26 protein-coding genes are annotated in these 22,737 nt (G+C 69.0%); 14 read left to right on the top strand and 12 right to left on the bottom strand.

The window, feature by feature from the left end; genetic code table 11:
• Positions 1–1,132: alkaline phosphatase D family protein (locus tag BST17_RS16520; RefSeq protein WP_083059904.1), on the top strand; the 1,132-nt coding region annotated here is incomplete at its 5' end.
• On the opposite strand, the gene BST17_RS16515 is transcribed toward BST17_RS16520, so the two are convergent.
• From BST17_RS16515 to BST17_RS16505, 3 genes are read right to left on the bottom strand one after another with little or no spacing between them, the layout of a single operon-like run.
• Complete coding sequence (locus BST17_RS16515) at positions 1,133–1,438, bottom strand: hypothetical protein (protein ID WP_083059855.1); 306 nt, start codon at positions 1,436–1,438, stop codon at positions 1,133–1,135.
• Between the two features lie 36 nt (positions 1,439–1,474).
• Entirely contained in the window at positions 1,475–2,335 is an 861-nt protein-coding gene (locus BST17_RS16510; RefSeq protein ID WP_083059903.1) for an extracellular catalytic domain type 1 short-chain-length polyhydroxyalkanoate depolymerase, read from the bottom strand.
• Between the two features lie 55 nt (positions 2,336–2,390).
• Positions 2,391–2,822, bottom strand: a complete 432-nt coding sequence (locus BST17_RS16505) for a type II toxin-antitoxin system Rv0910 family toxin (RefSeq protein WP_083059853.1) — start codon at positions 2,820–2,822, stop codon at positions 2,391–2,393.
• 27 nt (positions 2,823–2,849) lie between these two features.
• Here BST17_RS16505 and BST17_RS16500 point away from each other — a divergent pair, with 27 nt between their 5' ends.
• Together BST17_RS16500 and BST17_RS16495 are read left to right on the top strand one after the other, a co-directional pair.
• Positions 2,850–3,680 (top strand): class I SAM-dependent methyltransferase, encoded by an 831-nt coding sequence (locus BST17_RS16500; protein ID WP_083059902.1) that lies wholly within the window; start codon positions 2,850–2,852, stop codon positions 3,678–3,680.
• The gene (locus BST17_RS16495) at positions 3,680–4,234 is read left to right on the top strand and encodes a DUF1697 domain-containing protein (protein ID WP_083059851.1); all 555 of its coding nucleotides are present in this window, start codon (positions 3,680–3,682) and stop codon (positions 4,232–4,234) included. The genes BST17_RS16500 and BST17_RS16495 overlap by 1 nt, the downstream gene beginning before the upstream one ends.
• On the opposite strand, the gene BST17_RS16490 is transcribed toward BST17_RS16495, so the two are convergent.
• The 3 genes from BST17_RS16490 to BST17_RS16480 all read right to left on the bottom strand — a co-directional run bounded on the left by BST17_RS16490 (position 4,216) and on the right by BST17_RS16480 (position 6,635).
• On the bottom strand, positions 4,216–5,142 hold the full coding sequence (locus BST17_RS16490) for an AEC family transporter (protein WP_083059849.1): 927 nt from the start codon (positions 5,140–5,142) through the stop codon (positions 4,216–4,218). The two genes, BST17_RS16495 and BST17_RS16490, sit on opposite strands and share 19 nt — an antisense overlap.
• A gap of 33 nt (positions 5,143–5,175) precedes the next feature.
• The gene (locus BST17_RS16485) at positions 5,176–6,231 is read right to left on the bottom strand and encodes a 3-deoxy-7-phosphoheptulonate synthase (RefSeq protein ID WP_083059847.1); all 1,056 of its coding nucleotides are present in this window, start codon (positions 6,229–6,231) and stop codon (positions 5,176–5,178) included.
• A 218-nt stretch (positions 6,232–6,449) separates the two neighbouring features.
• Entirely contained in the window at positions 6,450–6,635 is a 186-nt protein-coding gene (locus BST17_RS16480) for a hypothetical protein (RefSeq protein WP_083059845.1), read from the bottom strand.
• 58 nt (positions 6,636–6,693) lie between these two features.
• On the opposite strand from BST17_RS16480, the gene BST17_RS16475 reads away from it, so the two are divergent.
• From BST17_RS16475 to BST17_RS16455, 5 genes are all read left to right on the top strand, one after another.
• A complete protein-coding gene (locus BST17_RS16475) occupies positions 6,694–7,170 on the top strand; it encodes an SRPBCC family protein (protein WP_083059844.1) in 477 nt (158 codons plus the stop codon).
• Positions 7,171–7,218: 48 nt separating this feature from the next.
• Positions 7,219–7,911, top strand: a complete 693-nt coding sequence (locus BST17_RS16470) for a Clp protease N-terminal domain-containing protein (protein ID WP_083059842.1) — start codon at positions 7,219–7,221, stop codon at positions 7,909–7,911.
• Positions 7,912–7,940: 29 nt separating this feature from the next.
• A complete protein-coding gene (locus BST17_RS16465) occupies positions 7,941–8,366 on the top strand; it encodes a PPOX class F420-dependent oxidoreductase (protein ID WP_083059840.1) in 426 nt (141 codons plus the stop codon).
• A 66-nt stretch (positions 8,367–8,432) separates the two neighbouring features.
• On the top strand, positions 8,433–8,957 hold the full coding sequence (locus BST17_RS16460; RefSeq protein WP_083059839.1) for a hypothetical protein: 525 nt from the start codon (positions 8,433–8,435) through the stop codon (positions 8,955–8,957).
• Positions 8,921–9,478: a GNAT family N-acetyltransferase gene (locus BST17_RS16455; RefSeq protein WP_083059838.1), complete on the top strand. Its 558-nt coding sequence runs from the start codon at positions 8,921–8,923 to the stop codon at positions 9,476–9,478. The genes BST17_RS16460 and BST17_RS16455 overlap by 37 nt, the downstream gene beginning before the upstream one ends.
• On the opposite strand, the gene BST17_RS16450 is transcribed toward BST17_RS16455, so the two are convergent.
• Together BST17_RS16450 and zapE are read right to left on the bottom strand one after the other, a co-directional pair.
• Positions 9,465–10,208 (bottom strand): alpha/beta fold hydrolase, encoded by a 744-nt coding sequence (locus BST17_RS16450; RefSeq protein WP_083059837.1) that lies wholly within the window; start codon positions 10,206–10,208, stop codon positions 9,465–9,467. The genes BST17_RS16455 and BST17_RS16450 overlap by 14 nt on opposite strands.
• A gap of 2 nt (positions 10,209–10,210) precedes the next feature.
• Complete coding sequence (gene zapE, locus BST17_RS16445) at positions 10,211–11,248, bottom strand: cell division protein ZapE (protein ID WP_083059901.1); 1,038 nt, start codon at positions 11,246–11,248, stop codon at positions 10,211–10,213.
• A gap of 35 nt (positions 11,249–11,283) precedes the next feature.
• On the opposite strand from zapE, the gene BST17_RS16440 reads away from it, so the two are divergent.
• The 4 genes from BST17_RS16440 to msrB are packed head-to-tail and all read left to right on the top strand — an operon-like array spanning position 11,284 to position 15,374.
• Positions 11,284–12,054: a pyrimidine reductase family protein gene (locus BST17_RS16440; RefSeq protein WP_083059836.1), complete on the top strand. Its 771-nt coding sequence runs from the start codon at positions 11,284–11,286 to the stop codon at positions 12,052–12,054.
• Between the two features lie 31 nt (positions 12,055–12,085).
• Entirely contained in the window at positions 12,086–13,651 is a 1,566-nt protein-coding gene (locus BST17_RS16435) for an alpha/beta hydrolase (protein WP_207573655.1), read from the top strand.
• Positions 13,652–13,686: 35 nt separating this feature from the next.
• Positions 13,687–14,958: an arabinofuranan 3-O-arabinosyltransferase gene (aftC, locus tag BST17_RS16430; protein ID WP_234807699.1), complete on the top strand. Its 1,272-nt coding sequence runs from the start codon at positions 13,687–13,689 to the stop codon at positions 14,956–14,958.
• A complete protein-coding gene (gene msrB, locus BST17_RS16425; protein ID WP_083059833.1) occupies positions 14,955–15,374 on the top strand; it encodes a peptide-methionine (R)-S-oxide reductase MsrB in 420 nt (139 codons plus the stop codon). Before aftC ends, msrB begins: the two co-directional genes overlap by 4 nt.
• On the opposite strand, the gene BST17_RS16420 is transcribed toward msrB, so the two are convergent.
• The 4 genes from BST17_RS16420 to hemE are packed head-to-tail and all read right to left on the bottom strand — an operon-like array spanning position 15,331 to position 20,795.
• Positions 15,331–17,661 (bottom strand): putative bifunctional diguanylate cyclase/phosphodiesterase, encoded by a 2,331-nt coding sequence (locus BST17_RS16420; protein ID WP_083059831.1) that lies wholly within the window; start codon positions 17,659–17,661, stop codon positions 15,331–15,333. The genes msrB and BST17_RS16420 overlap by 44 nt on opposite strands.
• Positions 17,662–17,711: 50 nt before the next feature.
• Positions 17,712–18,404: a hydrogen peroxide-dependent heme synthase gene (gene hemQ / locus BST17_RS16415; RefSeq protein WP_083059829.1), complete on the bottom strand. Its 693-nt coding sequence runs from the start codon at positions 18,402–18,404 to the stop codon at positions 17,712–17,714.
• Between the two features lie 4 nt (positions 18,405–18,408).
• The gene (locus BST17_RS16410) at positions 18,409–19,749 is read right to left on the bottom strand and encodes a protoporphyrinogen oxidase (RefSeq protein WP_083059827.1); all 1,341 of its coding nucleotides are present in this window, start codon (positions 19,747–19,749) and stop codon (positions 18,409–18,411) included.
• Positions 19,746–20,795, bottom strand: a complete 1,050-nt coding sequence (gene hemE, locus BST17_RS16405) for a uroporphyrinogen decarboxylase (protein WP_083059825.1) — start codon at positions 20,793–20,795, stop codon at positions 19,746–19,748. The genes BST17_RS16410 and hemE overlap by 4 nt, the downstream gene beginning before the upstream one ends.
• A 124-nt stretch (positions 20,796–20,919) precedes the next feature.
• Here hemE and BST17_RS16400 point away from each other — a divergent pair, with 124 nt between their 5' ends.
• Positions 20,920–21,456, top strand: a complete 537-nt coding sequence (locus tag BST17_RS16400) for a DUF3000 domain-containing protein (RefSeq protein WP_234807704.1) — start codon at positions 20,920–20,922, stop codon at positions 21,454–21,456.
• A complete protein-coding gene (locus BST17_RS16395; protein ID WP_083059822.1) occupies positions 21,456–22,730 on the top strand; it encodes an HRDC domain-containing protein in 1,275 nt (424 codons plus the stop codon). The genes BST17_RS16400 and BST17_RS16395 overlap by 1 nt, the downstream gene beginning before the upstream one ends.
• Positions 22,731–22,737 lie beyond the last annotated feature (7 nt).

The following is a 22,737-nucleotide window of genomic DNA, read 5'->3' as shown; positions in this document are numbered from 1 at the left end:
CACCCGCACCGCCCCCGCCCCGGATTCGGTGGCGGCGATGACCATCTGCGTCGCCTCCTGCTCGCACTACGAGCAGGGTTGGTTCACCGCCTATCGCAGGCTGGCCGAGGACCGGCCCGACCTCGTCGTGCACCTGGGCGACTACCACTACGAGTACGCCGCCGGGGCGGGTGGCGCCGCCCGGGTCCGCGATCATGTCGGAGCGGAGACTATGACGCTGGCGAACTACCGGCAGCGCTACGCGCAGTACCGTACCGATCCCGATCTGCAGGCCGCGCACGCCGCCGCACCGTGGCTGGTGGTGTTCGACGACCACGAGATCGCCAACAACTGGGCCGGGGACATCCCCGCCGAACCGGACCCGTTCTTCGGTCTGCGCCGGGCGGCGGCCATGCAGGCGTATTTCGAGAACATGCCGCTACGCGCGGCGGCCGCACCCCACGGTGGGCACATGCAGCTCTTCCGGCGGGTGCACTGGGGCTCGTTGGCGACCTTCCACATGCTCGACACCCGCCAGTACCGCACCGACCAGCCCTGTGGCGACGAGTTCCGCGCCGAGTGCGCCGGGCGCCACGACCCGTCGGCGACGCTGACCGGCGCCGGGCAGGAACGGTGGCTGCTCGACGGGTTCGCCACCTCGCGGGCGCGCTGGGACATCCTGGGCCAGCAGGTGTTCTTCTCCGGCGTGGACCTGACCCCGGGCCCCGGGGTCGGCATCAACCCCGACGGCTGGGACGGCTACACCGCCAATCGTGACCGGATACTGGCCGGACTGCGCGCCACCCCGGTGCGCAATGCCGTCGTGCTGACCGGTGACATCCATTCCCATTGGGCGGCAACGGTTCACCGCGCCCAAGGAGAGCCCGCGATCGCGACCGAACTGGTGACCAGCTCGATCAGCTCCGGCGGTGACGGTTCGGACACCCGCGCCGAGGTGGCGGCGATCCTGCCGGAGAACCCGCACATCAAGTACTTCAGCAACCGGCGCGGGTACCTGCGCGCACGCGTCAGCGCCGACGAGATCCGCGCCGATTTCCGGGTGCTCCCCTACGTGTCCAGACCGGGCGCGCCCGCGCAGACCGGCGCGACGTTCACCATCGCCGATCGCGAGGCGTCGCTGCGGGCGGTGTGATCAGCCCAGCGTCAGCATCCACGCCGGCACCCAGTGCGTCACCGGGCGCTCCTTGGCGCCGAAGCGCACCGGGTAGGTGACCAGTCCCCACCACGCCCCCTGCTCGCACAGGCCCCAGCAGGTCAGCTCGGCCTCGACGACCTTGTGCATCTGCAGCCCGTGCGGATGTTGGCGACCCCACCGGCAGTGCGGTTGACGCGGAAACAGCGCGGCGAGGTCGACCAGCACGGTGCGCGGCGGGTCGACCCGGCGGAAGACCTCACGCGTGGGCTGCCCGCCGTACCCGATGGACTGCATTTCACCCACGGCTCGATCATATGTTCGAACCCCGGTGTGGGGAAGTCAGCGTCCGTGAGCGTCGAAGAACACCGCGGCGGCCTGCGACGCGCTGAACGACCGGATGGCCGGGCCCACCTGATCGGCGGGCAGGATCTCCGGGGCACCCGGCCAGGTGTGCCCGCCCCCGTCGACGCGCATGTAGACCACCTCGGAGCCACCGGCGCAGGCATAGCTGACCCGTTCGACGAACTGCGCGTCCACCCCGGGCTGCGGCTCGATCAGCGGGTCCGGTGCGCAGCCGTTGAGCCGGCGCCAGCTGTCCACCAACGCGGTGGCGGCCAGTATGGTGCTCGGCCCGCCCCGGCCCATCATCGGGCCGCCACCGATCGGCACGATCGGATCCAGGGTGCCGTGCGTGGTCAGCACCGACACCGGTTGCGCGGGATGGCATCCGACATTGGCGCCGAGCGTCGCACCGACCGGGGCGATCGCGGCGAACACATCGGCACGGTCACAGGCCAGGCGGTTGGCCATGAAGCCGCCCGCCGACAGCCCGGTGACGAAGACCCGCCCGGGTGGGATACCGAAGTCGGCCACCAGCCGCTGCGCCAGCGCCGTGAGAAACCCGACGTCGTCGACACCGGTACGGTCGGGCACCGAGGCGCCCCGGCCGTCGGCCCAGCTGAAGTCGATACCGTCCGGGTACACCACGACGTAGCCGTGCGCGTCGGCGACCGGATCGAAGTTCGTCAGCGCCGCATGCTGCCCGCCGGTCTGCCCGCCGGCATGCAGGCTGAGCACCAGACCTGTCGGCGTCCCCGGCGGCACATGCAGCTGATACGTCCGGCTCAGGCCACCGAAGTCCAGGTGCGCCACCGGCGGTTGCGCGCGGGCAGGCGCGGGCGGCCCCGCCACCGAGACCATGACCGCCAGCAACGCTGCCGTGAGTTTGCCCCACACCAGCGCGAGCTTAGATGCTTCAGGTGTAGAGCGACTCGAACTTCTCGATCGACCGCTCGATATCGCCCTTGACCGTGCGCGCCGCGACCGAACCGATCGGGCCGAACAGCGGCGGCCCGCCCAGATCGAGGGTGACGGCAAAGGCGCAGCCCGCCGCGGTCGGCTTGACCGCCATCTTCAGCCCGTACTTGGTGCCGCCCACCCCCTTGCCGGTCACCTCCAGCAGTCGCGGCGCATCCATCTTGCGGACTGTCCAGGTGACGCGGTTGCGCATGCCCTTGGCGCCGGCCACGCCGATCAACGTGGTGCCCTCGGTGAGTTCGTCCGGGATCTCGCTGCGCCAGCCTTCGTGCAGCACCAGCCAGTCGCCGAGTTCGTTGAGATTGGACGCATGGTCCCACGCGGTCTGCGGGTCAAGCGACAACTCGCGGGATAGTTCGAGCTTTGCCATGGCCGGAATGCTAGTAGCTTCGTTGTGGTGGACCGCAGCAAAGTCGACGCCAGCAACCTCACCGGGGTCTCCGAAACCGCACTGCTCACCCTGAACGCCCGGGCGCATCAGGCCCGGCACGCCAACCCCGTCATCGACGACCCGATGGCGATCCGGCTGGTCGACGCCATCAACTTCGACTTCGACAAGTTCGGCCGCAAGGGTCAGGAGATGGCGCTGCGTGCCGTCGGCATCGACCGCGCCGCCGCGGACTACCTGTCCGCGCATCCGTCGGCGACCGTCGTCGCACTCGCCGAAGGTTTGCAGACCAGCTTCTGGCGGCTGGCCGACAAGCTGCCGGACGCCGACTTCCGCTGGATCACCGTCGATTTCGCCCCGGTGGTCGAATTGCGTTCGCGGCTGCTGCCGGACTCGCCGCGCGTCACCGCTCTGGCGCAGTCCGCGCTGGACTACAGCTGGATGGATCATGTCGACACCGACGACGGTGTCTTCATCACCGCCGAAGGACTGCTGATGTACCTGCAGCCCGACGAGGCGATGGGCCTGATCGCCGAGTGCGCCAAGCGGTTTCCCGGCGGGCAGATGATCTTCGACCTACCCCCGGTGATCGTCAAGAGATTGACCCGCAAGAACGGCATGCGATCCTCGCGCCGGTACCGCGTGCCGCCGATGCCGTTCAGCCTGTCCCCCGCCGAGCTCGCCGACCTGGTCAACACGGTGCCGGGGGTCCGCGCCGTGCACGATCTGCCGATCCCCAAGGGCCGCGGGCTGCTGTTCGGCAAGCTGTTTCCGGCCTACTGGCAATGGAATTGGAGCAAGCAGTACCGGGGTGCCTACACTCTGCTGGAATTCGGCTGATGGCCCGATACGTTGCCCTGCTGCGCGGGATCAACGTCGGCGGCAAGAACATCATCGCCATGAAGGACCTACGGGCCGCGCTGGAAGACCACGGTTACGGCAACGTCAGCACCTACATCCAGTCCGGCAACGTGCTGTTCGACACCGACGCCGACCCCACGACGTTGGAAGCCGACGTCGAGGCGGTGCTGGAGAAGACGTTCGGGGTGCCCCTGCTGGTGGTCATCCGCTCGCACCGCCAGCTGCGCAGCGTGATCGCAAAGGCGCCGAGCGGTTTCGGCGCGGATCCAGATACCTACTACAGCGACGCGGTGTTCCTGAAGGCACCCTTGACCGCCGCTGCGGTGATGCGCATCATCGAACTGCGCGACGGAGTCGACCAGGCCTGGCCGGGCACCGGCGTGGTGTACTTCGCCCGGTTGGGCGCCGAACGCAGCAAGAGCAAGATGAGCAGGATCACCGCAAAACCCGAGTACAAGCAGATGACGATCCGCAGCTGGACCACGACGGTCAAGCTGCTGGCCCTGCTCGACGCTCAGAGCCCCAGCAGGTAGGCGATCAGTGCAATCACCGGGACTGATGCCAGCGTGGTGATCAGCGTGGCGTTGCGGGCCAGTGCCTCACCCCGCGCGAAGACCGCCGCATAGGTGTTCAGATTCTGCGCCGCCGGCAGCGCGGCCAGCACCGTGGCAATTGCGGTCTGTTCCGGTGACAGCCCGAACACCCAACGCGCCAACACATATGCCAGCGCCGGCATCACCAGGACCTTGAACACCACCGCCAGCCACAGGTCCACCCGGCTGTCGCGGTCATCGCGGCCACGCTCACTGACCAGCGCGATACCGAAGGCCAGCAGGACCGTCGGAATCGCGAGATCGGCCAGCAACTCCAGAGGCTGGTGGATGGCCCGCGGGAGCGTGACCCCGGTGAGCGCCAGCAGCATACCGATCGCGCTACCCACGATGATCGGATTGGTCGCCAGCCCTCTGATCTGAGCGCCGACCGAGCCGCCGTCGCGGCCGGCGGAATTGATGACCGCCACGCCCAGCGGCACGAGCACCACGGTCTGGAACACGATCAGCGCCGACACCTCGGTGGTACTGCCGAGCACGTAGGCGCTCAGCGGGATGCCCAGGTTGCCCGAGTTCACCCATGACGCCGCCCACGCCCCGATGGTGGCGTCGGCCCGGTCCCGCCGCCGCAACGTCACCGCGATGACGAAGAACACCCCGAACATCACCAGCGTGGTGAGCGCCGAAACCAACAGCGGCATCGAGAACACCTGCCCCGGTGCGGAATCCGCCAGCGACAACAACAGCAGGGCAGGCACACCGACGTGGAAGGCGACGCGGTTGAGCACCATCCGTGCGTTGTCACCGAGGACGTTGCTGCGCCCGGCGACCATGCCGACGACGATGATGACGGCGATGACGGCGAAGGCCTCCAGCACCGCCAGCACCACTCACCTCTTCCCGATTGGCCCGAATGCGATCGGTCAGTGCCGGCGTGCGAGCTCGCGCAACACCAGATCGGTTGTCGCCCAGTCCATGCACTTGTCGGTCACCGACTGCCCATAGGTGAGCGGGGTGGCCTCCGGCGCCTGGGCGCCGGCGACCAGGAAACTCTCCAGCATGACGCCGCTGACCGGCAGACCGTCGCGCACCAACTGGGCGACCTCAGCGGCCACTGCGGCCTGGCGCACGTGGTCCTTACCGGAATTGGCGTGGCTGCAGTCGATCACGAGCCGACCGGGCAGTCCGGCCGCCACCAGCTTGTCGGCCGCCGCGCGGATCGCGGTGGCGTCGTAGTTCGGACCCGCGGTGCCCCCGCGCAGGATCACGTGGCAGTCCTCGTTGCCCGCGGTGTTGACCAGCGCACCGCGACCCATATCGTCCATACCGAAGAAAACATGCTGGGCGGCCGCGGCTTTCACGCCGTCGACGGCGACCTGGATGTTGCCGTCGGTGCCGTTCTTGAATCCGACCGGCATGGACAGACCCGAGGCCAGCTGACGGTGCACCTGGGATTCGGTGGTCCGGGCGCCGATGGCGCCCCAGGCGACGGCGTCGGCGATGTACTGCGGGCTGGTGGGTTCCAGGAACTCGCACCCGACCGGCAGACCGATGTCGATGATGTCGAGCAGCAGTTGACGGGCGGTCCGCAGGCCGCGGGCGACATCGAAGGTGTTGTCCATGCCCGGATCGTTGATCAGGCCCTTCCAGCCGATCGTGGTGCGCGGCTTCTCGAAGTACACCCGCATGACGATTTTCAGCTCATCCCTGAGCTCCTCGGCGACCTTGGTCAGCCGGCTGGCGTAGTCCAGCGCCGCGGCGGGGTCGTGGACCGAACACGGCCCCACCACCACGAGCAGTCGATTGTCGCGACCGGCCAGGATGTCGGCGATCTCGTCACGATCGCGGGCCACCCGCTCGGCCCGCCGGGCGCCGAGCGGGAACTCGGTGAGCACGTCGTGCGGGCTGGGGATCTCGCTAAAACTGCGAATCCGCCGGTCCGAAGTCTCGGGTGCGGTGGCGATCTGCGCCAGATTCATGGGGTGCCTTCCTGGTAAGGGCACCTTCGCGGGTTCCGGCGCCCTGTTATGACGAAAGGCAGCGACCGATACGGTCACTGCCTGGGCTCCGGGTGGATGCGTCGCTTAGTGCTGCGCTTTATCGGCTCCGCCCGGAGCCTCGATAAAGCGCCAATAGCCGACGCATGCACGGATGTTCACGGCGGCCACGTTACACGCCCGTCCCGCGACGGCAAAAGTCAGGGCTTGAGCCTCCACGCGTAGCCGGCGATACCCACCCCGATCAACGCGATGATCGGGCCGAGCACCGACCACGTGGTGGTGTTGCTCATCGGGCTGCCGCCCACCGCGCCGAACCCCTGCAGAGCGAACAGGGTGCCGAACATGGCGACGACGATTCCGATGACCAACACCGCGATACGCATACCCGCGACAGTAGCCTCGGCGGAGACGACTCAAACCACCCCAGCGAGGAGAATCCGTGTGACCGACCGTATGGAAGTCCAACGCACCATCGCCGCACCGGCCGCCGACATCTTCGCCGTGCTGACCGACCCGCACGGACACGTCGCCATCGACGCCTCGGGGATGCTGCAGGACGCCACCGGCGATCCCGCGCGCAAAGTCGGCGATCAGTTCGTCGTGCACATGGATCGCGAGGCGCTCAACGACTTCCCGATGGGCAAGTACGACGTGACGGTCGACATCGTCGAGTACGAGCAGGACCGGCTGATCGCCTGGACCATCCTGGGCCAGATCAAACCGCAGATCGGTCACGTTTACGGTTACCGCCTGGAACCGGCCGACGAGGGCACCGTGGTCACCTCGTTCTACGACTGGTCGGGCATCGACGACAAGTGGCGCGAGGCCGGCATCTTCCCGGTGATTCCCGAGACCGCGCTACGGGCGACGCTGGGCATCCTCGACCGGACGGTGCAGCGCGGATACCCCCGTCCGTAGCGTCAACCAATAGTTGACGATCACGCAAAGTCAACCTACGGTTGACGCATGACCGATTCCGTCAGCCTCGACCAACTGATCCGCGCCATCAAGGCCGTCCACTCCGACGCCCTCGAGCAACTCTCCGACGCCGTCCTTGCCGCCGAGCACCTCGGCGAGGTCGCCGACCACCTCGTCGGACACTTCGTCGACCAGGCCCGCCGCTCGGGCGCGTCGTGGACCGAGATCGGCGCCAGCATGGGCGTCACCAAACAGGCCGCCCAGAAACGCTTCGTCCCCAAGGGCGACACGATCGACCCCGATCAGGGATTCGCCCGCTTCACCCCGCGCGCGCGGGCGGCCGTCGTGTTCAGCCAGAACGCCGCGCGCGACGCCCAGAACACCGAGATCACCCCCGACCATCTGCTGCTCGGGCTGCTGGTGGACACCGACTCCCTGGCCGTCGCGATACTGCAGGCCCACGGCATCGCCCCGGCCGGCATCAGGGACGCGATTACCCTGCCACCGGCGACCGGTCAGACGCTGGACCTCGTCCCCTTCGACGGTCCGGCCAAGAAGGTGCTGGAATTGACCTTCCGCGAGGCACTTCGCCTGGGCCACAACTACATCGGGACCGAACATCTGCTGCTGGCGCTGGTGGAATCCGAGGCGGGCGACGGCCCGCTGCACCGCCTCGGTGTCGACAAGGACCGGGTCACCGCCACCGTCGTCGACCTGCTGGCCGCCATCCCGAGGGAATGAAACCCGGCGCCGGACTGTAGAACTCCGACATGGAACTCAACGCAGCCGCGCGCGAACTCATCGGCGCAGGCGCCGACGCCACCCTGGTCACCGTCAACGCCGACGGCAGCCCGCAGGCGTCGGTGGTCTGGGTCGCCTGGGAGTCCACCCCCGACGGTGACGAGCTCGTCGCCGCGCACCTGTCGGACAAGTACCAGAAGGTGCGCAACGTGCGCCGCGATCCCCGGGTGATCGCGACCATCTTGGCGCCGGCCAAGCCCGGCCAACAGCGTGAGTACCTGTCGGTGACGGGTACTGCGCGCATCGTCGAGGGCGGCGGGCTGAAGGTCCTCAAGGGCCTTGCCGTGGCGATGCTGGGCTCCGACGAACACTTCCCGCCGGCCGATGCGCCGGACGGATACCTGACCCGGATCCGCATCGAGTCCCTCGGCGGGCACGGGCCCTGGGTGGCCTAAACGCCCGAACCCCCTAGCCGCCGCCGGGCATGTGCCATCATGCGAGGCAGCAAAGGGAGGGTGTGTATGTCGCGCTTGTTGTCGGTCCTCATCGCCGCGATGACGATGCTGGCGGTCGGTGTCGCGCCGCCGGCGGCCGCCGCCGAGACGCCGATCGGCAATCTCGGACAGCCGCTGCGCGTCGAGTTCGACGACTTCGTCGCCGACGTCACCGTGCATGACGTGCTGCCGGTGCCGGTGCCCCCGGGCTGGGGCTGGAACGGTTCCCCGCGCTGGCGGGCACAGGGCGGCCCGTGGCGCGCCGACGTGACCGTCAACGTCATCTCCGCGCCCAATCCGTACAAGCTGTCGCTCGCCACCACCTTCAGCGGCGTCACCCCGTACGCGGACGCGTACGCCTCCAAGCACACCGACGCCCCGGACGCCCTGGAGCAGGCGCTGCTGAACGCGCCACCGGGATCGACGGTCAAGGGCGGGGTGTACTGGGACGTCTACCGGGCGCGGGTCACCAACGTGGTGATGCTCAATCCGCAGACCGGCACCCACCTGGCACAGTGGAACATCTGGCAGCCGGGCTCACCGTTGCCTTGATCCGCCCCGCTGAACCCGACGACCTCGTCGAGCTGGCCGCGGTGGCGGCAACCACCTTTCCGCTGGCCTGCCCGCCGGGTGTCACCGAGGACAACGTCGCCGCGTTCATCGCGGCCAACCTGTCGGCACCGGCGTTCGCGGGCTACCTGCACGACCCGGACCGCACGGTGCTCATCGCTTCCGATGAGCGCCGAATCCTCGGCTACACCATGCTGATCCGTGGTGTCCCCGATGACGACGATGTGCAGCGCGCCGTCCCGCTGCGACCGGCCACCGAACTGTCCAAGATGTACACCCTGCCCGACGCCCACGGCACCGGGGTCGCCGCGGCATTGATGACCGAGTCACTGCGGCACAGCACCGCCACCGGCGCGGCCGGCGTCTGGCTCGGGGTCAACCAGGAAAACGTGCGGGCCCAACGCTTCTACGGCAAGTTCGGTTTCCGGGTCACGGGCACCAAGACCTTCCGGCTCGGCGAGAGCATCGAGAACGACTACGTGATGACGGTCAGACTCGACTGAGCACGTCGCGCACCGACGCGAGTGTCTCGTCGGGGTGGGTCAGGTGCACCGAATGCGTCGAACCCGGCCAGCTGAGCAGGGATACCCCGAAGGCATCGGACAATTCCCGGTGCGCGCGCCACGTCGCGCCGCCGCTCGGCCGGTCGGCGGTGACGACGGCCGCAGGCACCCGTGGCAGCTGCGCCACGTCGAAACCGGATGCCACCGCACCCAGCCCGGTCACCGCGTGCGCGAGACCGGCCAGATCGGCCTCGGCGGCGATGCGCTGCTGCGCCGCGGCACAATCCGGCCGCATGGTGCGCGCCTCGCGCAGCGACGCGGCCACCGCCCGGGCGGTCAGAACCCCGCCGATCAGCGGGATCCGGGCCACCGCACCCACGACGCGGAACGCCCACTCGGCCCGGCGGCACAGCGCCGCGTCATTGATCGGCGTGACATCCAGCAGGACCAGACCGGCGACATCCTCGGGGTGATCGCGGGCCAGCAGCAGCGCGATGGCGCCGCCGAGACTCTGCCCCACCACGACCACCGGACCGATCCCGGACGCGGTGATGATCTGATGCAGGTGCGCCGACGCCGCGGCAAGGCCGACCGGGATGTCGTGTTCGATGACACGGCAACCGGGTTCGGCGACAAGCGATTCCACCAGGCCGGGGAAGAAGCCGGCGCAGCGGGCGCCCGCCCCGGGGATCAGCAGCACCCCCGGTCCGGCCTCCCCCACGACCCGCATGGCTACGTCGACTGCGCCGCCGCGGTGAGCGCCAACAGACGCGAGGTGGCGCGCAGGTACTTCTTGCGGAAGCCGCCGGCCACCATCTCGTCGCTGAAGATGGTGTCGAGCTTGGTGCCCGAGGCGAGGATCGGTACGCCGGCGTCATAGAGCCGGTCGGTCAGCGCCACCAGCCGCAACGCCACACTCTGATCGGTGATCGGGTGCACCCCGGTGATGAACACCTCGCGGACCCCGTCGATCAGCGCGTGGTAGCGCGACGGATGCATGGTGGCCAGATGGGCGCACAGCGCGTCGAAGTCGTCCAGCGTCGCGCCGTCCACCCCGGTGGCGCGGGCACGTACCTCGTCATCGGTCAGCGGTTCCGGAGCCGGCGGCAACCCGCGGTGCCGGTAATCCGGGCCCTCGACCCGCACGGTGGTGAAGATCGATGCCAGCGTGTTGATCTCGCGCAGGAAGTCCTGCGCGGCGAAGCGGCCCTCGCCGAGCTGCTCAGGCAGCGTGTTGGAGGTGGCCGCGATGGACACCCCGCGCTCGACCAGCGCCGAGAGCAGCCGCGAGATCAGCGTGGTGTTGCCCGGGTCGTCGAGCTCGAACTCGTCGATGCAGATCACCACGTACCGGCTGAGCAGGTCGATGCACTCGGTGAAACCGAACACCCCGGCCAGCTGCGTCAGCTCACCGAAGGTCGCGAACGCCGTGGGCGCCACCTCGGCCTTCGTCAGCGCGTAATAGGTGGAGGCCAGCAGGTGGGTCTTGCCGACACCGAACCCGCCGTCGAGGTACACCCCGACACCGGGCAGCACCTCCTTCTTGCCGAACAACTTCTTCTTGCCGGCCCGCCGCTGCAGCGCCTGCTCGCAGAACGACCGGCACCGCTCCACCGCGGCGGCCTGCGACGGCTCGGCCGGATCCGGACGGTAGGTGTCGAAGCTGACATCGGCGAAAGTGGGCGGCGGCACCAGCCGCTTGACCAGTTGTTCCGGCGTCACCTTGGGGTGCCGATCCACCAGACCGTCGACACCTGCGCCGCTTTGCATGTCGTGCACCCTATCGACGTGCTGCAATGAAACCCATGTCGGATACCGCCGCTGGGACGGATTTCACAACGCTGGGGCCCGTCGACGACGCCGGCGCCGACCTTGCCGGGCTGTACGCCTACCCCGAGGACCTGAGTTCGGCGTGGGTGCGGGCCAACTTCATCACCAGCCTGGACGGGGCCGCCACCGCCGACGGCAAGAGCGGCGTGCTGGGCGGACCCGGCGACCGGGCGCTGTACCGCTTGCTGCGCGAGCTGGCCGACGTGGTGCTCGTCGGTGCCGGCACGGTGCGCGTCGAGGGCTACTCGGGCGCACAGCTCGGCGTGGCCGAACGGCAGCGCCGCCACGCCCGCGGGCAGGACGAGGTGCCGCCGATCGCCATCGTCACCAAGTCGGCGACGCTGGACCAGACCCTGCCGGTGTTCACCCAGACCGAGGTGGCGCCGCTGATCCTGACCACCCACCGGGCCGCGGGCGACGCCCGTGCCCGGTTCGGTGACCTGGCGCGGGTGTACGACTGCTCGTCCCCCGCCGACGGCGACGAGGTCGATCTGGCCACCACGCTGCGCACGCTGGCCGGCCTCGGCCTGCACCGGGTGCTCACCGAGGGCGGCCCCAGCCTGCTGGGCGCACTCATCGCCGGTGGGCTGCTCGACGAGCTGTGCCTGACCATCGCCCCGACGCTGGTCGCTGGTTCGGGCAAGCGCATCACCGACGGCCACGACGAGGCGCTCACCGCGATGCGGCGCCGGCACACCCTCACCGATGACGAGGGCTATCTGTACACGCGCTACAGCCGCGGCTGATCCGGCGCCCATGATCGCTACTGTGGTCGGCATGCGACGTGCGGTAGCGCCCCTGCGGTCAACAATGGTGCTGTCGGTCGCCGTCCTGCTGACCTCCTGCGCGCCGCTGCTGGCCGCGAACCCGCGCTATGCCACCGATGACGGCGCCGGCCCGCAGGGTGCGCCCGAGCCGACCACCGTCGCGTCCGGCCCGCCCGCGCTGGAGGCCCCCAAGAACGATCTGTCCTGGTCCGATTGCACCGCACAGAGTTTCCGCGATGCCGCCATCCCCGCCGTCCCGGGCGTCACGCTGGAGTGCGCCAACTATCAGGCCGACCTGGATTCCATCAAGGGGGCCGGCGGTGACATCAACATCGGCGTGGTGCGGGCCCGCACCACGGCCACCCCGACCGATGCCGGACCGCTGGTCTTCACCACCGGCAGCGATCTGCCGTCCTCGACCCAGCTGCCGGTATGGCTGTCGCGGTCGGGCACCGACATCCTCAAGACCAATCCGATCGTCGCCGTCGACCGTCGCGGTATCGGGCTGTCCGAGGCGATCGACTGCCGGGACCTGTTCGACCGTCAGGAGATGATCGACCAGACCCAGTTCGAGTCCGGCGACGACCCGGTGGCCAACCTGAGCGCGATCGTGCAGACCGCCACCACCACCTGCACCGACTACATCGCCCCCGGGGACTCCGCCTACGACAACGCGCACGCCGCGGAGGACATCGAGGCCCTGCGCAGCACCTGGGATGTGCCGAGCATCGCGCTGCTGGGCATCGGCAACGGCGCCCAGGTGGCATTGGCCTACGCCGGCTCGCACCCGGACAAGGTCGCCCGCCTGGTGCTCGATTCCCCGCTGCCACTGCCGATCAGCGCGGAGGCCGCCGCCGAGCAGAAGGTGAAGGGCCAGCAGGCCGCCCTCGACGCGTTCGCCGCGCAGTGCACCGCCATCAACTGCCCGCTCGGTCCCGATCCCAAGGGCGAGGTCGACGCACTGCTCAAGGCCGCCCGCGACGGACGCGGACCCAACGGGGCCTCCGAGGCGGCCGTCGCCGACGCCATCACCACCGCGCTGGCCTTCCCACGCGGCGACCGGGTGGCCGCGACGAATGCCCTCGGCGGGGCCGTCGCCGCCGCCCGCTCCGGGGACACCGGGGCGATGACGGATCTGATCGCCCAGGCCGAGGATCTGCGCCAGACCGACGGACAGTTCGTCAACAGCTGTAGCGACGCCCTCAACCGACCGACCCCCGACCGGGTCCGCGAACTCGTCGTCGCCTGGAACCGGATCTATCCGCAGTTCGGCACGGTCGCCGCGCTGCGGATGGTCAACTGCCTGAGCTGGCCCAGCGGGTCGGCCCCCGAGGATCCCAAGGACCTGAAGATCCCGACGCTGTTGCTCGGGGTGCAGAACGACCCCATCAACGGCAATGAGGGCGTCGCCGCCGTGGCCGCGACCATCATCAACGCCGGCTCGAACAGCAAGCGGGTCATCTTCCAGGGCATCGGGCACGGCGCCAGCATCTACTCGCCGTGCGCGCTGCCCCCGGTGATCGGTTACCTCGCCGAGGGCAAACTGCCCGAGACCGACACGTTCTGCCCTGCCTGAGTGGGCCGTCAGGCGGCCCGGTGTAAATTGCGCAGGTGTCGTTCCAGCAGTCCGTCCTGAACGCGTTCCGCCCCCGCACCGCACCGCCGTCCACGGCGACGATCCTGCGGTCGGTCCTGTGGCCCATCGCGATCCTGTCGGTCATCCACCGCAGCTACGTGCTGGGCACCAACGGCTACATCACCGATGACTTCGGCCCCGTCTACCGCGCCGTCATCAACTTCAAGATGGGCTGGGACATCTACAACGAGAACTTCGATCACGTAGACCCGCACTATCTGTACCCGCCGGGCGGCACCCTGCTGCTCGCCCCGTTCGGCTATCTGCCCGTCGACGCCGCGCGCTACTGGTACATCACCTTCAACGTCATCGCGTTCCTGATCGCGGCGTATCTGCTGCTGCGGATGTTCAACTACACGCTGTCCTCGGTGGCCGCACCCGCGCTGCTACTGGCCATGTTCTGCACCGAATCCGTCACCAACACATTGGTTTTCACCAACATCAACGGCTGCATGCTGCTGGGCGGCGTGCTGTTCTTCCGGTTCCTGCTCAAGGGGGGCCGCACCGCCGAGCTGCTGGCCGGCGCTGCGATCGGGCTGACGCTGGTGGTCAAACCGTCGCTGGCGCCGCTGCTGTTGCTACCGGTGTTGAACCGCCAGTTCTACACGCTCATCACCGCTTTCGGCGTCCCGCTGGTGTTCAACGCGGCGGCCTGGCCGCTGGTGTCGGACCCGATGAGCTTCGTGCACCGCACCGTGCCCTACATCTTGGAGACCCGCGACTACTTCAACTCCTCGATCCTGGGCAACGGCATCTACTACGGCCTGCCGATGTGGCTGATCCTGGCGCTGCGCATCCTGTTCCTGCTGCTGGCCGCCGGCAGCCTGTATCTGCTCTACAAGTACTACCGCGAGCGCGATCCGCTGTTCTGGCTGCTGACATCCTCCGGTGTCCTGCTGACGGCGTCGTTCCTGGTGCTGTCGCTGGGCCAGGGCTACTACTCGACGATGCTGTTCCCCTTCCTGATGACGGTGGTGCTGCGCAACTCGGTGCTGCACAACTGGCCGGCCTGGCTGGCGGTGTACGGGTTCATGACGATGGACCGGTGGCTGCTGGGGCACTGGCCGACCACCGGACGCTTCCTGGAGTACATGAAGATCACCTACGGCTGGTCGCTGCTGCTGATCGTGGTGTTCTGCGTGCTGTACTTCCGCTATCTGGACGCCAAGGCCGAGAACAGACTGGATTCCGGGATCGATCCGCCGTGGATGACGGATGGGCGTCGGCGCGCTAGCGTTGAAGCATGACACACCCCGGTCCCAAGCTTGAGCTGACCGACGACCAGTGGCGCGAGAAGCTCAACCCCGCCGAATTCCAGGTGCTGCGCCGTGCGGGCACCGAGCGGCCGTTCACCGGCGAGTACACCGACACCAAGACCGCCGGAATCTACGAATGCCGGGCATGCGGAGCCGAACTGTTCCGCAGCACCGAGAAGTTCGAATCGCACTGCGGCTGGCCCTCTTTCTACGACCCCGCCGACTCCGACGCGGTGATCCTGAAACGGGACGACTCGCTGGGCATGACCCGGGTGGAAGTGATCTGCGCCAACTGTCACAGCCACCTCGGCCACGTCTTCGAGGGTGAGGGTTATCCGACGCCGACCGATCAGCGCTACTGCATCAATTCGATATCGCTGCGTCTGGTTCCCGCGGGCGCGTCCTGAGCAACGCCAGCATCTCCTGCGGTGGCAACGGTTCACTGAAGTAATAGCCCTGGCCGATCTGGCATCCGTACACGCGCAGCAGCGCGGCGGTTTCGGCGCTCTCCACGCCCTCGGCCACGGTGGTCAGCCCGAGTCCACGGGCCAGTTCGATGACCGATTTCACGATGGCCGCCGAGCGCGGGTCCTCGGTCACCGCGGTGACGAATCCCTTGTCGAGCTTCAATTCATCGATGTGTAGATCGCGCAGGTACGACAACGCCGAGTAGCCGCTGCCGAAATCGTCGATCGCCACCCGGACCCCGCTGTCGCGCAGCCGGTCGATCACCTCGGCGGCCTGCTCGTGGTTACCGATCAGCAGGTCCTCGGTGATCTCCACGGTCAGGGTCTCGAACGGCAGGCCGTGGGCGCGTAACGTCCGCTCGATGCGGTCGGGCAACCCTTGGTCGGCCAGTGACGGTGCAAAGATGTTGACCGCGACGGGAACCCGGAAACCGAGCTGACGCCAGATCGCCACCTGACCGAGGGCCTGGTCGAGAACGAGCTCGTTGATCGGGCGCATCAGCCCGTGATCGCGGACCAGCTGCAGGAACTGATCGGGCCCCAGCAGGCCGCGTTCGGGATGTGGCCAGCGGACCAGTGCCTCCACCCCGGTGATCGACTCGTCGGCCAGATCGAACTTCGGCTGGTACACCAGAGTGAGTTCGAGGTTGTCGATGGCGTGCCGCAGCTGCCCGAGCATCTGGAACGCGACGGTGCTGTCATGGGCGCCGCCGTCGACCGTACGCAGCTGTTGGGCCGAATCGCCGATCCCGGTGGGCAGATCGGCCTCGGAATAGGTGTGCACGCCGCTGATCCGGCGTCGTTTGGCCGCATACATCGCCAGGTCGGCGTGCTTGAGCAGGTCGTCGGCCGTCAACCGCGGCCCGCCCGAGCCGGCGACCGCCAATCCCGCACTGGGACATAGTCGCAACTCGTGGCCGTCGATGACGAACGGATCGGCGAAGGCGGCCACCACCTGGTGGGCCACCAGGCGAGCGGCCGCCTCGTCACCCTCCATGAGCACCACGAACTCGTCACCACCCATCCGCGCGACGGTGTCGCTGGACCGGACGCAACGCAGAATCCGCTCCGCGGCCTGCACCAGCAGCCGGTCCCCGGCCGGATGCCCCAGACCGTCGTTGACGAGTTTGAAATCGTCAAGGTCCAGGGACAGCACCGTCACCGACTGCTCGTCGCGGTGATGCAACGCCATCGCGTGCGCCAGCCGATCCTGGAACAGCGCACGGTTGGCCAGGCCGGTGAGCGGATCCCGCATGGCCTGTGCGGCGACCGTCTCCAGCAGCCGGCGATTCTCCCCCACCACGATGAACTGGCGCGCCAGCACCAGGACGATCAGGAGTACCGATGCCAGCAAGGCGGGCGGCATTCCCGGCGAGGCGGCGAAACGCACCGTTGCCGCGACCAGGGCGGCGACGATCGGCACGTAGGGCAGCCACATCGCGGCGCGGGAGATCCGCTGATCGGCGTCGGCATGCACACCGGCGGACCGGCCCGCCACCAGCGCCGCCAGCGCGATCAGCAGCAGCCCCAGTGCCCAGCCGACGCTGCCGAAGCGCACCAGCGCGACATCGTCGTGTGCGTTGGTGTAGACGAAGATGCCGTCCGCGATGGCGATCGAAGTCATGCCGCCGACCAGCAGCGCCAGCGAACGGCGTTGCGCGGCGGGCGCCCGGGCCAGCACCAGGACCGCGACGGTGAGCACCCCGAGATCCAGCACCGGGTAGGCCAGCGCCACACCGACGGCGAACCGACTGCTGCCGCCGGTCTGGAACAGCTGGTCCAGCACCGTCCACCAACCGATCTGGAAGAACGCGACGGCGACGATGAACCCGTCCAGTGCCAACCGGCCGTGGGTGTATCCCGAGACGCCGGCCGGCACGGCCAGCAGACCGATGCAGACGAAGACCGGCAGCGTCAGATAGGCGATGTCGGCGATGGTCGGGAACGGCGACTCGGCCAGCCACCACTCGTAGTAGGCCCAGATGGCCGATCCGATGGTGTAGCCCACCAGGCCGAGCGTGACGCAGACCCAGACGGTGCGCTGACGGCCGTATGCACGCCGGGCCGCGTGAGCACAGCAACCGGTGACGAACACCGCAAGGACGACGAACACCAGGTCTTCGACGGCGATCCGCTGTTCTGGCGAACCCCAGCCGGACACCAGCCAGCCACAGAATGCGAGGGTTGCGGCCGTTGCCCCGCCCCCCACCCGGGCGACTGTCGGCATCGTTGAACGCTAGCAAATTTCGACGTCGCCGGTGCCCCGACCGAGCGGAGTTAGGGCAGCTTGGTCAGCAGGTTTTCCACGCTCACCCGCGGCCCGGTGAAGAACGGGGTCTCCTCGCGGACGTGGCGGCGGGCGTCGGTGTAACGCAACTTCCACATCAACTCGACGATGCGCGCCAGGTCCGGTCCCTCGAAGGCCAGGATCCACTCGTAGTCACCGAGCGCGAACGCCGGCACGGTGTTGGCCCGCACATCCGGGTACTCCCGGCCGGCCATCCCGTGCTCGACGAGCATCTTGCGCCGCTCGTCATCGGGTAGCAGGTACCAATCCAGCGACCGCACAAAGGGATACACGCAGATGTAGTCACCGGGGTCCTCGCCGGCGATGAACGCCGGGACGTGACTCTTGTTGAACTCGGCGGGCCGGTGCAGGGCGACCACGCTCCACACCGGATCGCTCGCCTGGCCCAGCGTGGTGCGCCGGAACGCCGAATAGGTCGCCTGCAGATCCTCGACGCGCTCGGCATGCGTCCAGATCATGTAGTCGGCATCGGCCCGGAATCCGGTCACGTCGTAGAGTCCGCGGACCACGACGTCGCCTTCCTCCTGGTGTTTGAAGAACGTCGCGGTCTCGTCGATGACGGCGCTACGGTCGGCGTCGAGTGCCTCGGGCTGAACCGCGAAGACCGAGATCATCATGTACCTGGTCATCGAGTTGAGCGTGTCGTAATCGAGCTTGGCCATAGGGCTATCCTGCCACCAGCCGGGCCGCGGCTTTGGTGCCGGACCCCACACAGGCGGGCACGCCGATCCCGTCGAGATAGCCGCCCGCGACGGCGACCGTCGGCGGCAACCCCGCGCGCAGCTCGGCCACCAGGTCGGCGTGGCCGGGCCCGTACTGCGGCATGGCCTCGATCCAGCGCTGGACTCGATAGTCGACCGGGTCGACACCGATGCCGAACACCTGCTGCAGATCGGCCAGCGACTGGTTCAGCAGATCGTCGTCGCCGACGCTGCGTGCCAGATTGTCCCCGAATCGCCCGTAGGACAACCGAACCAGCTCGACGTTGCCGCGCCGACCCCACTTGCGCGAGGTCAGGGTGATCGCCTTGGTGTGCAGCTGCTCGCCGCTGGCGACCAGCACCCCGGACTGGTCGGGCAGCGGTGTGCCACCCGGCAGGGCCAGCGCCACCAGGGCGGTGGAGGCCACCGGGATGCGGCGCGCCGCGGCGGCACTGCGTGGGGCGAGATGGTCGACCAGGCGGGCCAACCGCGGCGCGGGAACCGCGAGCACCACGGCGTCGGCCGACCAGTGCACGCCCTCGTCGTCGACCAGATCCCAGCCGTGCCTGTCGCGTGTCACCCGCTCGATGCCGACCTGCGCCCAGTGCAGACCGGCACGGCGGGCGAGCTCGTCGACCAGAACGGCGTAGCCGCCGTCGAGGGCCCCGAAGATCGGGCCCGGCTGCGGTTGCGGCAGCGCGGCGCGCACCGCCTCGGTGAGGCTGCGGGCGCCCCGATCCAGGGCGGCCGCCAGCGTCGGGAACGCCGCGCGCACACCGATGGTGGCGGCCGACCCGGCGTAGACGCCGGTCAGCAGCGGCTCCACCGACCGCGTCACGACCTGGGAACCGAACCGGTCACCGATCAGTTCGGCCACCGAGGGATCCGCCCCCGGGCGCCAGGTCAGCGGACGGCGGGGTTCGTCGGCGATCCGTGCGACGGTCGCATCGTCCACCAGACCGGCCATCGACTCGGCGCGGGCCGGGACACCCTGCAGGGTGCCGGTGGGCAGCGGGTGCAGCCGGCCCTGGCTGTAGAGCAGCGGGCGGGCGCCGGCGCTGGCGACCTGACGGCCGGTCAGGCCGAGTTCACCGAGCAGCGCCGGGACCTCGGGTCTGCGGGTGATGAAGGCCTCGGCGCCCAGGTCCATCGTCATGCCACCGACCTGTTCGGTGCGCAGCACCCCGCCGAGGCGGTCGGCCGGGTCGAAGATTGTGATCCGTGCGTCGGGGCCCACCGATACGCGCAGCCGGTAGGCGGCGGTCAATCCCGAGATACCGCCTCCGACAACGCAGTACGAAGTCACAACGAGTGCACCAGCGCGACGAGGTCGGTCACCACCTCGGGATCGGTGGCGGGCAGCACACCGTGACCGAGGTTGAAGATGTGTCCGGACGCGCCGGCCGCGACCGCAGCCCGGCCGTCCTCGACGACGGCGCGCGCGGCTCGCTCGACAGCCGGCCACCCGGCGAACAGGGTGACCGGATCCAGGTTGCCCTGCAGCGCCTTTCCGGCACCCACCCGCTGCGCGGCCGCCGTCAGCGAGGTCCGCCAGTCGACCCCGACGACGGTGGCACCGGCCTCACCCATCGCGCCGAGCAATTCGGCGGTGCCGACGCCGAAGTGCGTCATCGGCACGCCGTGTACCGCCAGCGTCGCGAAGATCCGCGAGCTGTGCGGCAGCACGTAGGCGCGGTAGTCGGCCAGCGACAGGGTGCCGGCCCAGGAATCGAAGAGCTGGATCGCGTCGACCCCGGCGTCCAGTTGCGCCTCCAGGAAGGCGATCGTCAGATCCGTCAGCGATGTCATCAGCGCATGCCAGGTGTCCGGCTCGCCGAGCATCATCGCCTTGGTCTTCTCGTGATTGCGGCTCGGACCGCCCTCGACCAGATAGGACGCCAGGGTGAACGGGGCACCGGCGAACCCGATCAGCGGAACCTCGCCGAGCGCGGCGACCAGCAGCGACACCGCGTCGCTGACCGGGGCCACCTGGGAGCGTTCCAGTGGCTTGAGGGCATCCACATCGGCCCGCGAGCGGATCGGGTGCTCGATGACCGGGCCGACGTCGGGGACGATGTCCAGCGCGACACCGGCGGCCCGCAACGGGACCACGATGTCGGAGAACAGGATGGCCGCGTCCACCTGGTGCCTGCGCACCGGCTGCAGGGTGATCTCGCAGACCAGCTCGGAATCGAAGCAGGCAGACAACATGCTGTGCTGTGCCCGCAGGGCCCGGTATTCGGGTAGCGAACGTCCGGCCTGCCGCATGAACCACACCGGAGTGTGGGTCGGTGTGCGGCCGGCAGCGGCGGCCAGGAAGGGTGACGCTGGCAGGTCACGACGGGTGCTCATCGGCCCCTATGTTGCCACGCGCCGGACAGTCGGCGCGCCTGCGCAAGGCTGAGACCAGTTGGGGCTAGCGTCCACCAATGTGACATCCGTCGAACCGGCTCAATTCCGCACCGCGGTTGCGGCGATGAATGCCGCAACCGTGCGGCCGGAAATCGAGCTCGGTCCGATCCGTCCGCCGCAGCGACTGGCACCCTTCAGCTATGCGCTGGGCGCCGAGGTCCGCCACCCGGACGCCGCCGTGGTGCCGGAGAAATCCGACGGTGACGCGTTCGGCCGGCTGATCCTGCTGCACGATCCCGAGGGCGCCGAGGCCTGGGATGGCACCATGCGGCTGGTCGCCTACATCCAGGCCGATCTGGACTCCACCGAGGCCGTCGACCCGCTGCTGCCGGAGGTGGCGTGGAGCTGGCTGGTGGACGCCCTGGCCGGGCACGCCGAGGCGGTCACCGCGCTGGGCGGCACGGTCACGGCCACCACATCGGTGCGCTACGGCGACATCTCCGGCCCGCCGCGGGCACACCAGCTGGAGCTGCGGGCCTCCTGGACGGCCACCGACCTGGAGTTGGGTCCGCACGTGCAGGCGTTCTGCGAGGTGCTCGAGCATGCGGCCGGTCTGCCACCGGCCGGCGTGACCAGCTTGGGATCCCGCACGCGCGCCTGATGACCGAATCCGAGGAATCCGGGGCCGAAGTCGAGCCCGACGCCGAACCCGAACCGACTCCCCTGCTGGCACCCGCCGACGGTGTGCCGGCGGTGTCCTTCTACCCCAGCGACATGGTCAAGGCGGCCGAATTGTTGGCGTCGGGAACGGGGCCGTTCGCCGTCGACGCCGAACGCGCGTCGGGCTTCCGGTACTCCAACCGCGCCTACCTGATCCAGATCAAGCGAGCCGGTGCCGGCATCGTGCTGATCGACCCGGTCAATCACGGCGGCGATCCGCTGACGGTGATGGCGCCGCTGGCGGAGGTGTTGAGCACCGACGAGTGGGTGCTGCACGCCGCCGACCAGGATCTGCCGTGCCTGGCCGAGCTCGGCATGACACCCCCGCGGCTCTACGACACCGAACTCGGCGCCCGGTTGGCCGGTTTCGAGCGGGTGAACCTCGCCGAGATGGTGCGCAGGCTGCTCGGCCTGGGCCTGGTGAAGGGACACGGGGCGGCCGACTGGTCCAAGCGCCCGCTGCCGGCGGACTGGTTGAACTACGCCGCGCTGGATGTCGAGGTGCTGCTGGAGTTGCGCGACGCCGTGGCCGCCGTGCTGGCCGAGCAGGGCAAATCCGATTGGGCGGCACAGGAATTCGAATACCTGCGCACCGCCGAACCGACCGTCACCCGGCGCGACAGGTGGCGGCGGACATCGGGGATCCACAAGGTGCGCGATCCGCGGGCGCTGGCGGCGGTGCGTGAACTGTGGATCACCAGGGACCGTATCGCGCAGCGTCGCGATATCGCGCCGGGCCGCATCCTGCCCGATGCCGCGATCGTCAACGCGGCGACCGCCGATCCCGACACCGTCGAGAAACTCACGGCGCTACCGGTTTTCGGTGGTAGTCGCCAGCGCCGCAGCGCGCAGGTGTGGTTGGACGCATTGGCGCGCGCCCGCACGGATCCGAATCCGCCGTCGGGTTCCGAGCCGACCACCGGTCCGCCGCCGCCGGCCCGCTGGTCGCGGCGTAAGCCCGAGGCCGCCGAGCGTCTGGAGGCTGCCCGCGCCGGACTAGCCGCACTCTCGGAACGGGTTTCGGTGCCCACCGAGAATCTGCTGACCCCCGATACCGTCCGCCGGTTGTGCTGGGATTGGCAGCCGGTCGCCGATGTGCGAGCCGGCGTCGAGGAGTTCCTGGTGCAGGCCGGTGCCCGGCCGTGGCAACGGGAGCTGACGGTGCCCGTGTTGACCGAGGCGCTGACCGCGGCGCCCGACGCGTCGTCGGACTGACCGGCGA

The organism is Mycolicibacterium bacteremicum (assembly GCF_002086115.1).
Lineage (GTDB): Bacteria > Actinomycetota > Actinomycetes > Mycobacteriales > Mycobacteriaceae > Mycobacterium > Mycobacterium bacteremicum.
The sequence above is the reverse complement of the archived record's forward strand: the minus strand, read 5'-3'. Positions and strand labels throughout refer to the sequence as shown.

Excerpts from the sequence above, each read along its gene's own strand:
- BST17_RS16420 (WP_083059831.1), bottom strand. The coding sequence starts at position 17,661 with ATGCCGACAGTCGCCCGGGTGGGGGGCGGGGCAACGGCCGCAACCCTC.
- BST17_RS16480 (WP_083059845.1), bottom strand. The coding sequence starts at position 6,635 with ATGCGTATCGCGGTGTTGGTCATCGGAATCGTCGTCGCCATGTTCGGC.
- BST17_RS16450 (WP_083059837.1), bottom strand. The coding sequence starts at position 10,208 with ATGCGGGTCGTGGGGGAGGCCGGACCGGGGGTGCTGCTGATCCCCGGG.
- BST17_RS16485 (WP_083059847.1), bottom strand. The coding sequence starts at position 6,231 with ATGAATCTGGCGCAGATCGCCACCGCACCCGAGACTTCGGACCGGCGG.
- BST17_RS16495 (WP_083059851.1), top strand. The coding sequence starts at position 3,680 with ATGGCCCGATACGTTGCCCTGCTGCGCGGGATCAACGTCGGCGGCAAG.
- hemQ (WP_083059829.1), bottom strand. The coding sequence starts at position 18,404 with ATGGCCAAGCTCGATTACGACACGCTCAACTCGATGACCAGGTACATG.
- BST17_RS16440 (WP_083059836.1), top strand. The coding sequence starts at position 11,284 with ATGTCGGATACCGCCGCTGGGACGGATTTCACAACGCTGGGGCCCGTC.
- msrB (WP_083059833.1), top strand. The coding sequence starts at position 14,955 with ATGACACACCCCGGTCCCAAGCTTGAGCTGACCGACGACCAGTGGCGC.
- zapE (WP_083059901.1), bottom strand. The coding sequence starts at position 11,248 with ATGCAAAGCGGCGCAGGTGTCGACGGTCTGGTGGATCGGCACCCCAAG.
- BST17_RS16505 (WP_083059853.1), bottom strand. The coding sequence starts at position 2,822 with ATGGCAAAGCTCGAACTATCCCGCGAGTTGTCGCTTGACCCGCAGACC.
- BST17_RS16465 (WP_083059840.1), top strand. The coding sequence starts at position 7,941 with ATGGAACTCAACGCAGCCGCGCGCGAACTCATCGGCGCAGGCGCCGAC.
- BST17_RS16395 (WP_083059822.1), top strand. The coding sequence starts at position 21,456 with ATGACCGAATCCGAGGAATCCGGGGCCGAAGTCGAGCCCGACGCCGAA.
- BST17_RS16470 (WP_083059842.1), top strand. The coding sequence starts at position 7,219 with ATGACCGATTCCGTCAGCCTCGACCAACTGATCCGCGCCATCAAGGCC.
- BST17_RS16460 (WP_083059839.1), top strand. The coding sequence starts at position 8,433 with ATGTCGCGCTTGTTGTCGGTCCTCATCGCCGCGATGACGATGCTGGCG.
- BST17_RS16400 (WP_234807704.1), top strand. The coding sequence starts at position 20,920 with ATGAATGCCGCAACCGTGCGGCCGGAAATCGAGCTCGGTCCGATCCGT.
- BST17_RS16435 (WP_207573655.1), top strand. The coding sequence starts at position 12,086 with ATGCGACGTGCGGTAGCGCCCCTGCGGTCAACAATGGTGCTGTCGGTC.
- hemE (WP_083059825.1), bottom strand. The coding sequence starts at position 20,795 with ATGAGCACCCGTCGTGACCTGCCAGCGTCACCCTTCCTGGCCGCCGCT.
- BST17_RS16510 (WP_083059903.1), bottom strand. The coding sequence starts at position 2,335 with ATGGTCTCGGTGGCGGGGCCGCCCGCGCCTGCCCGCGCGCAACCGCCG.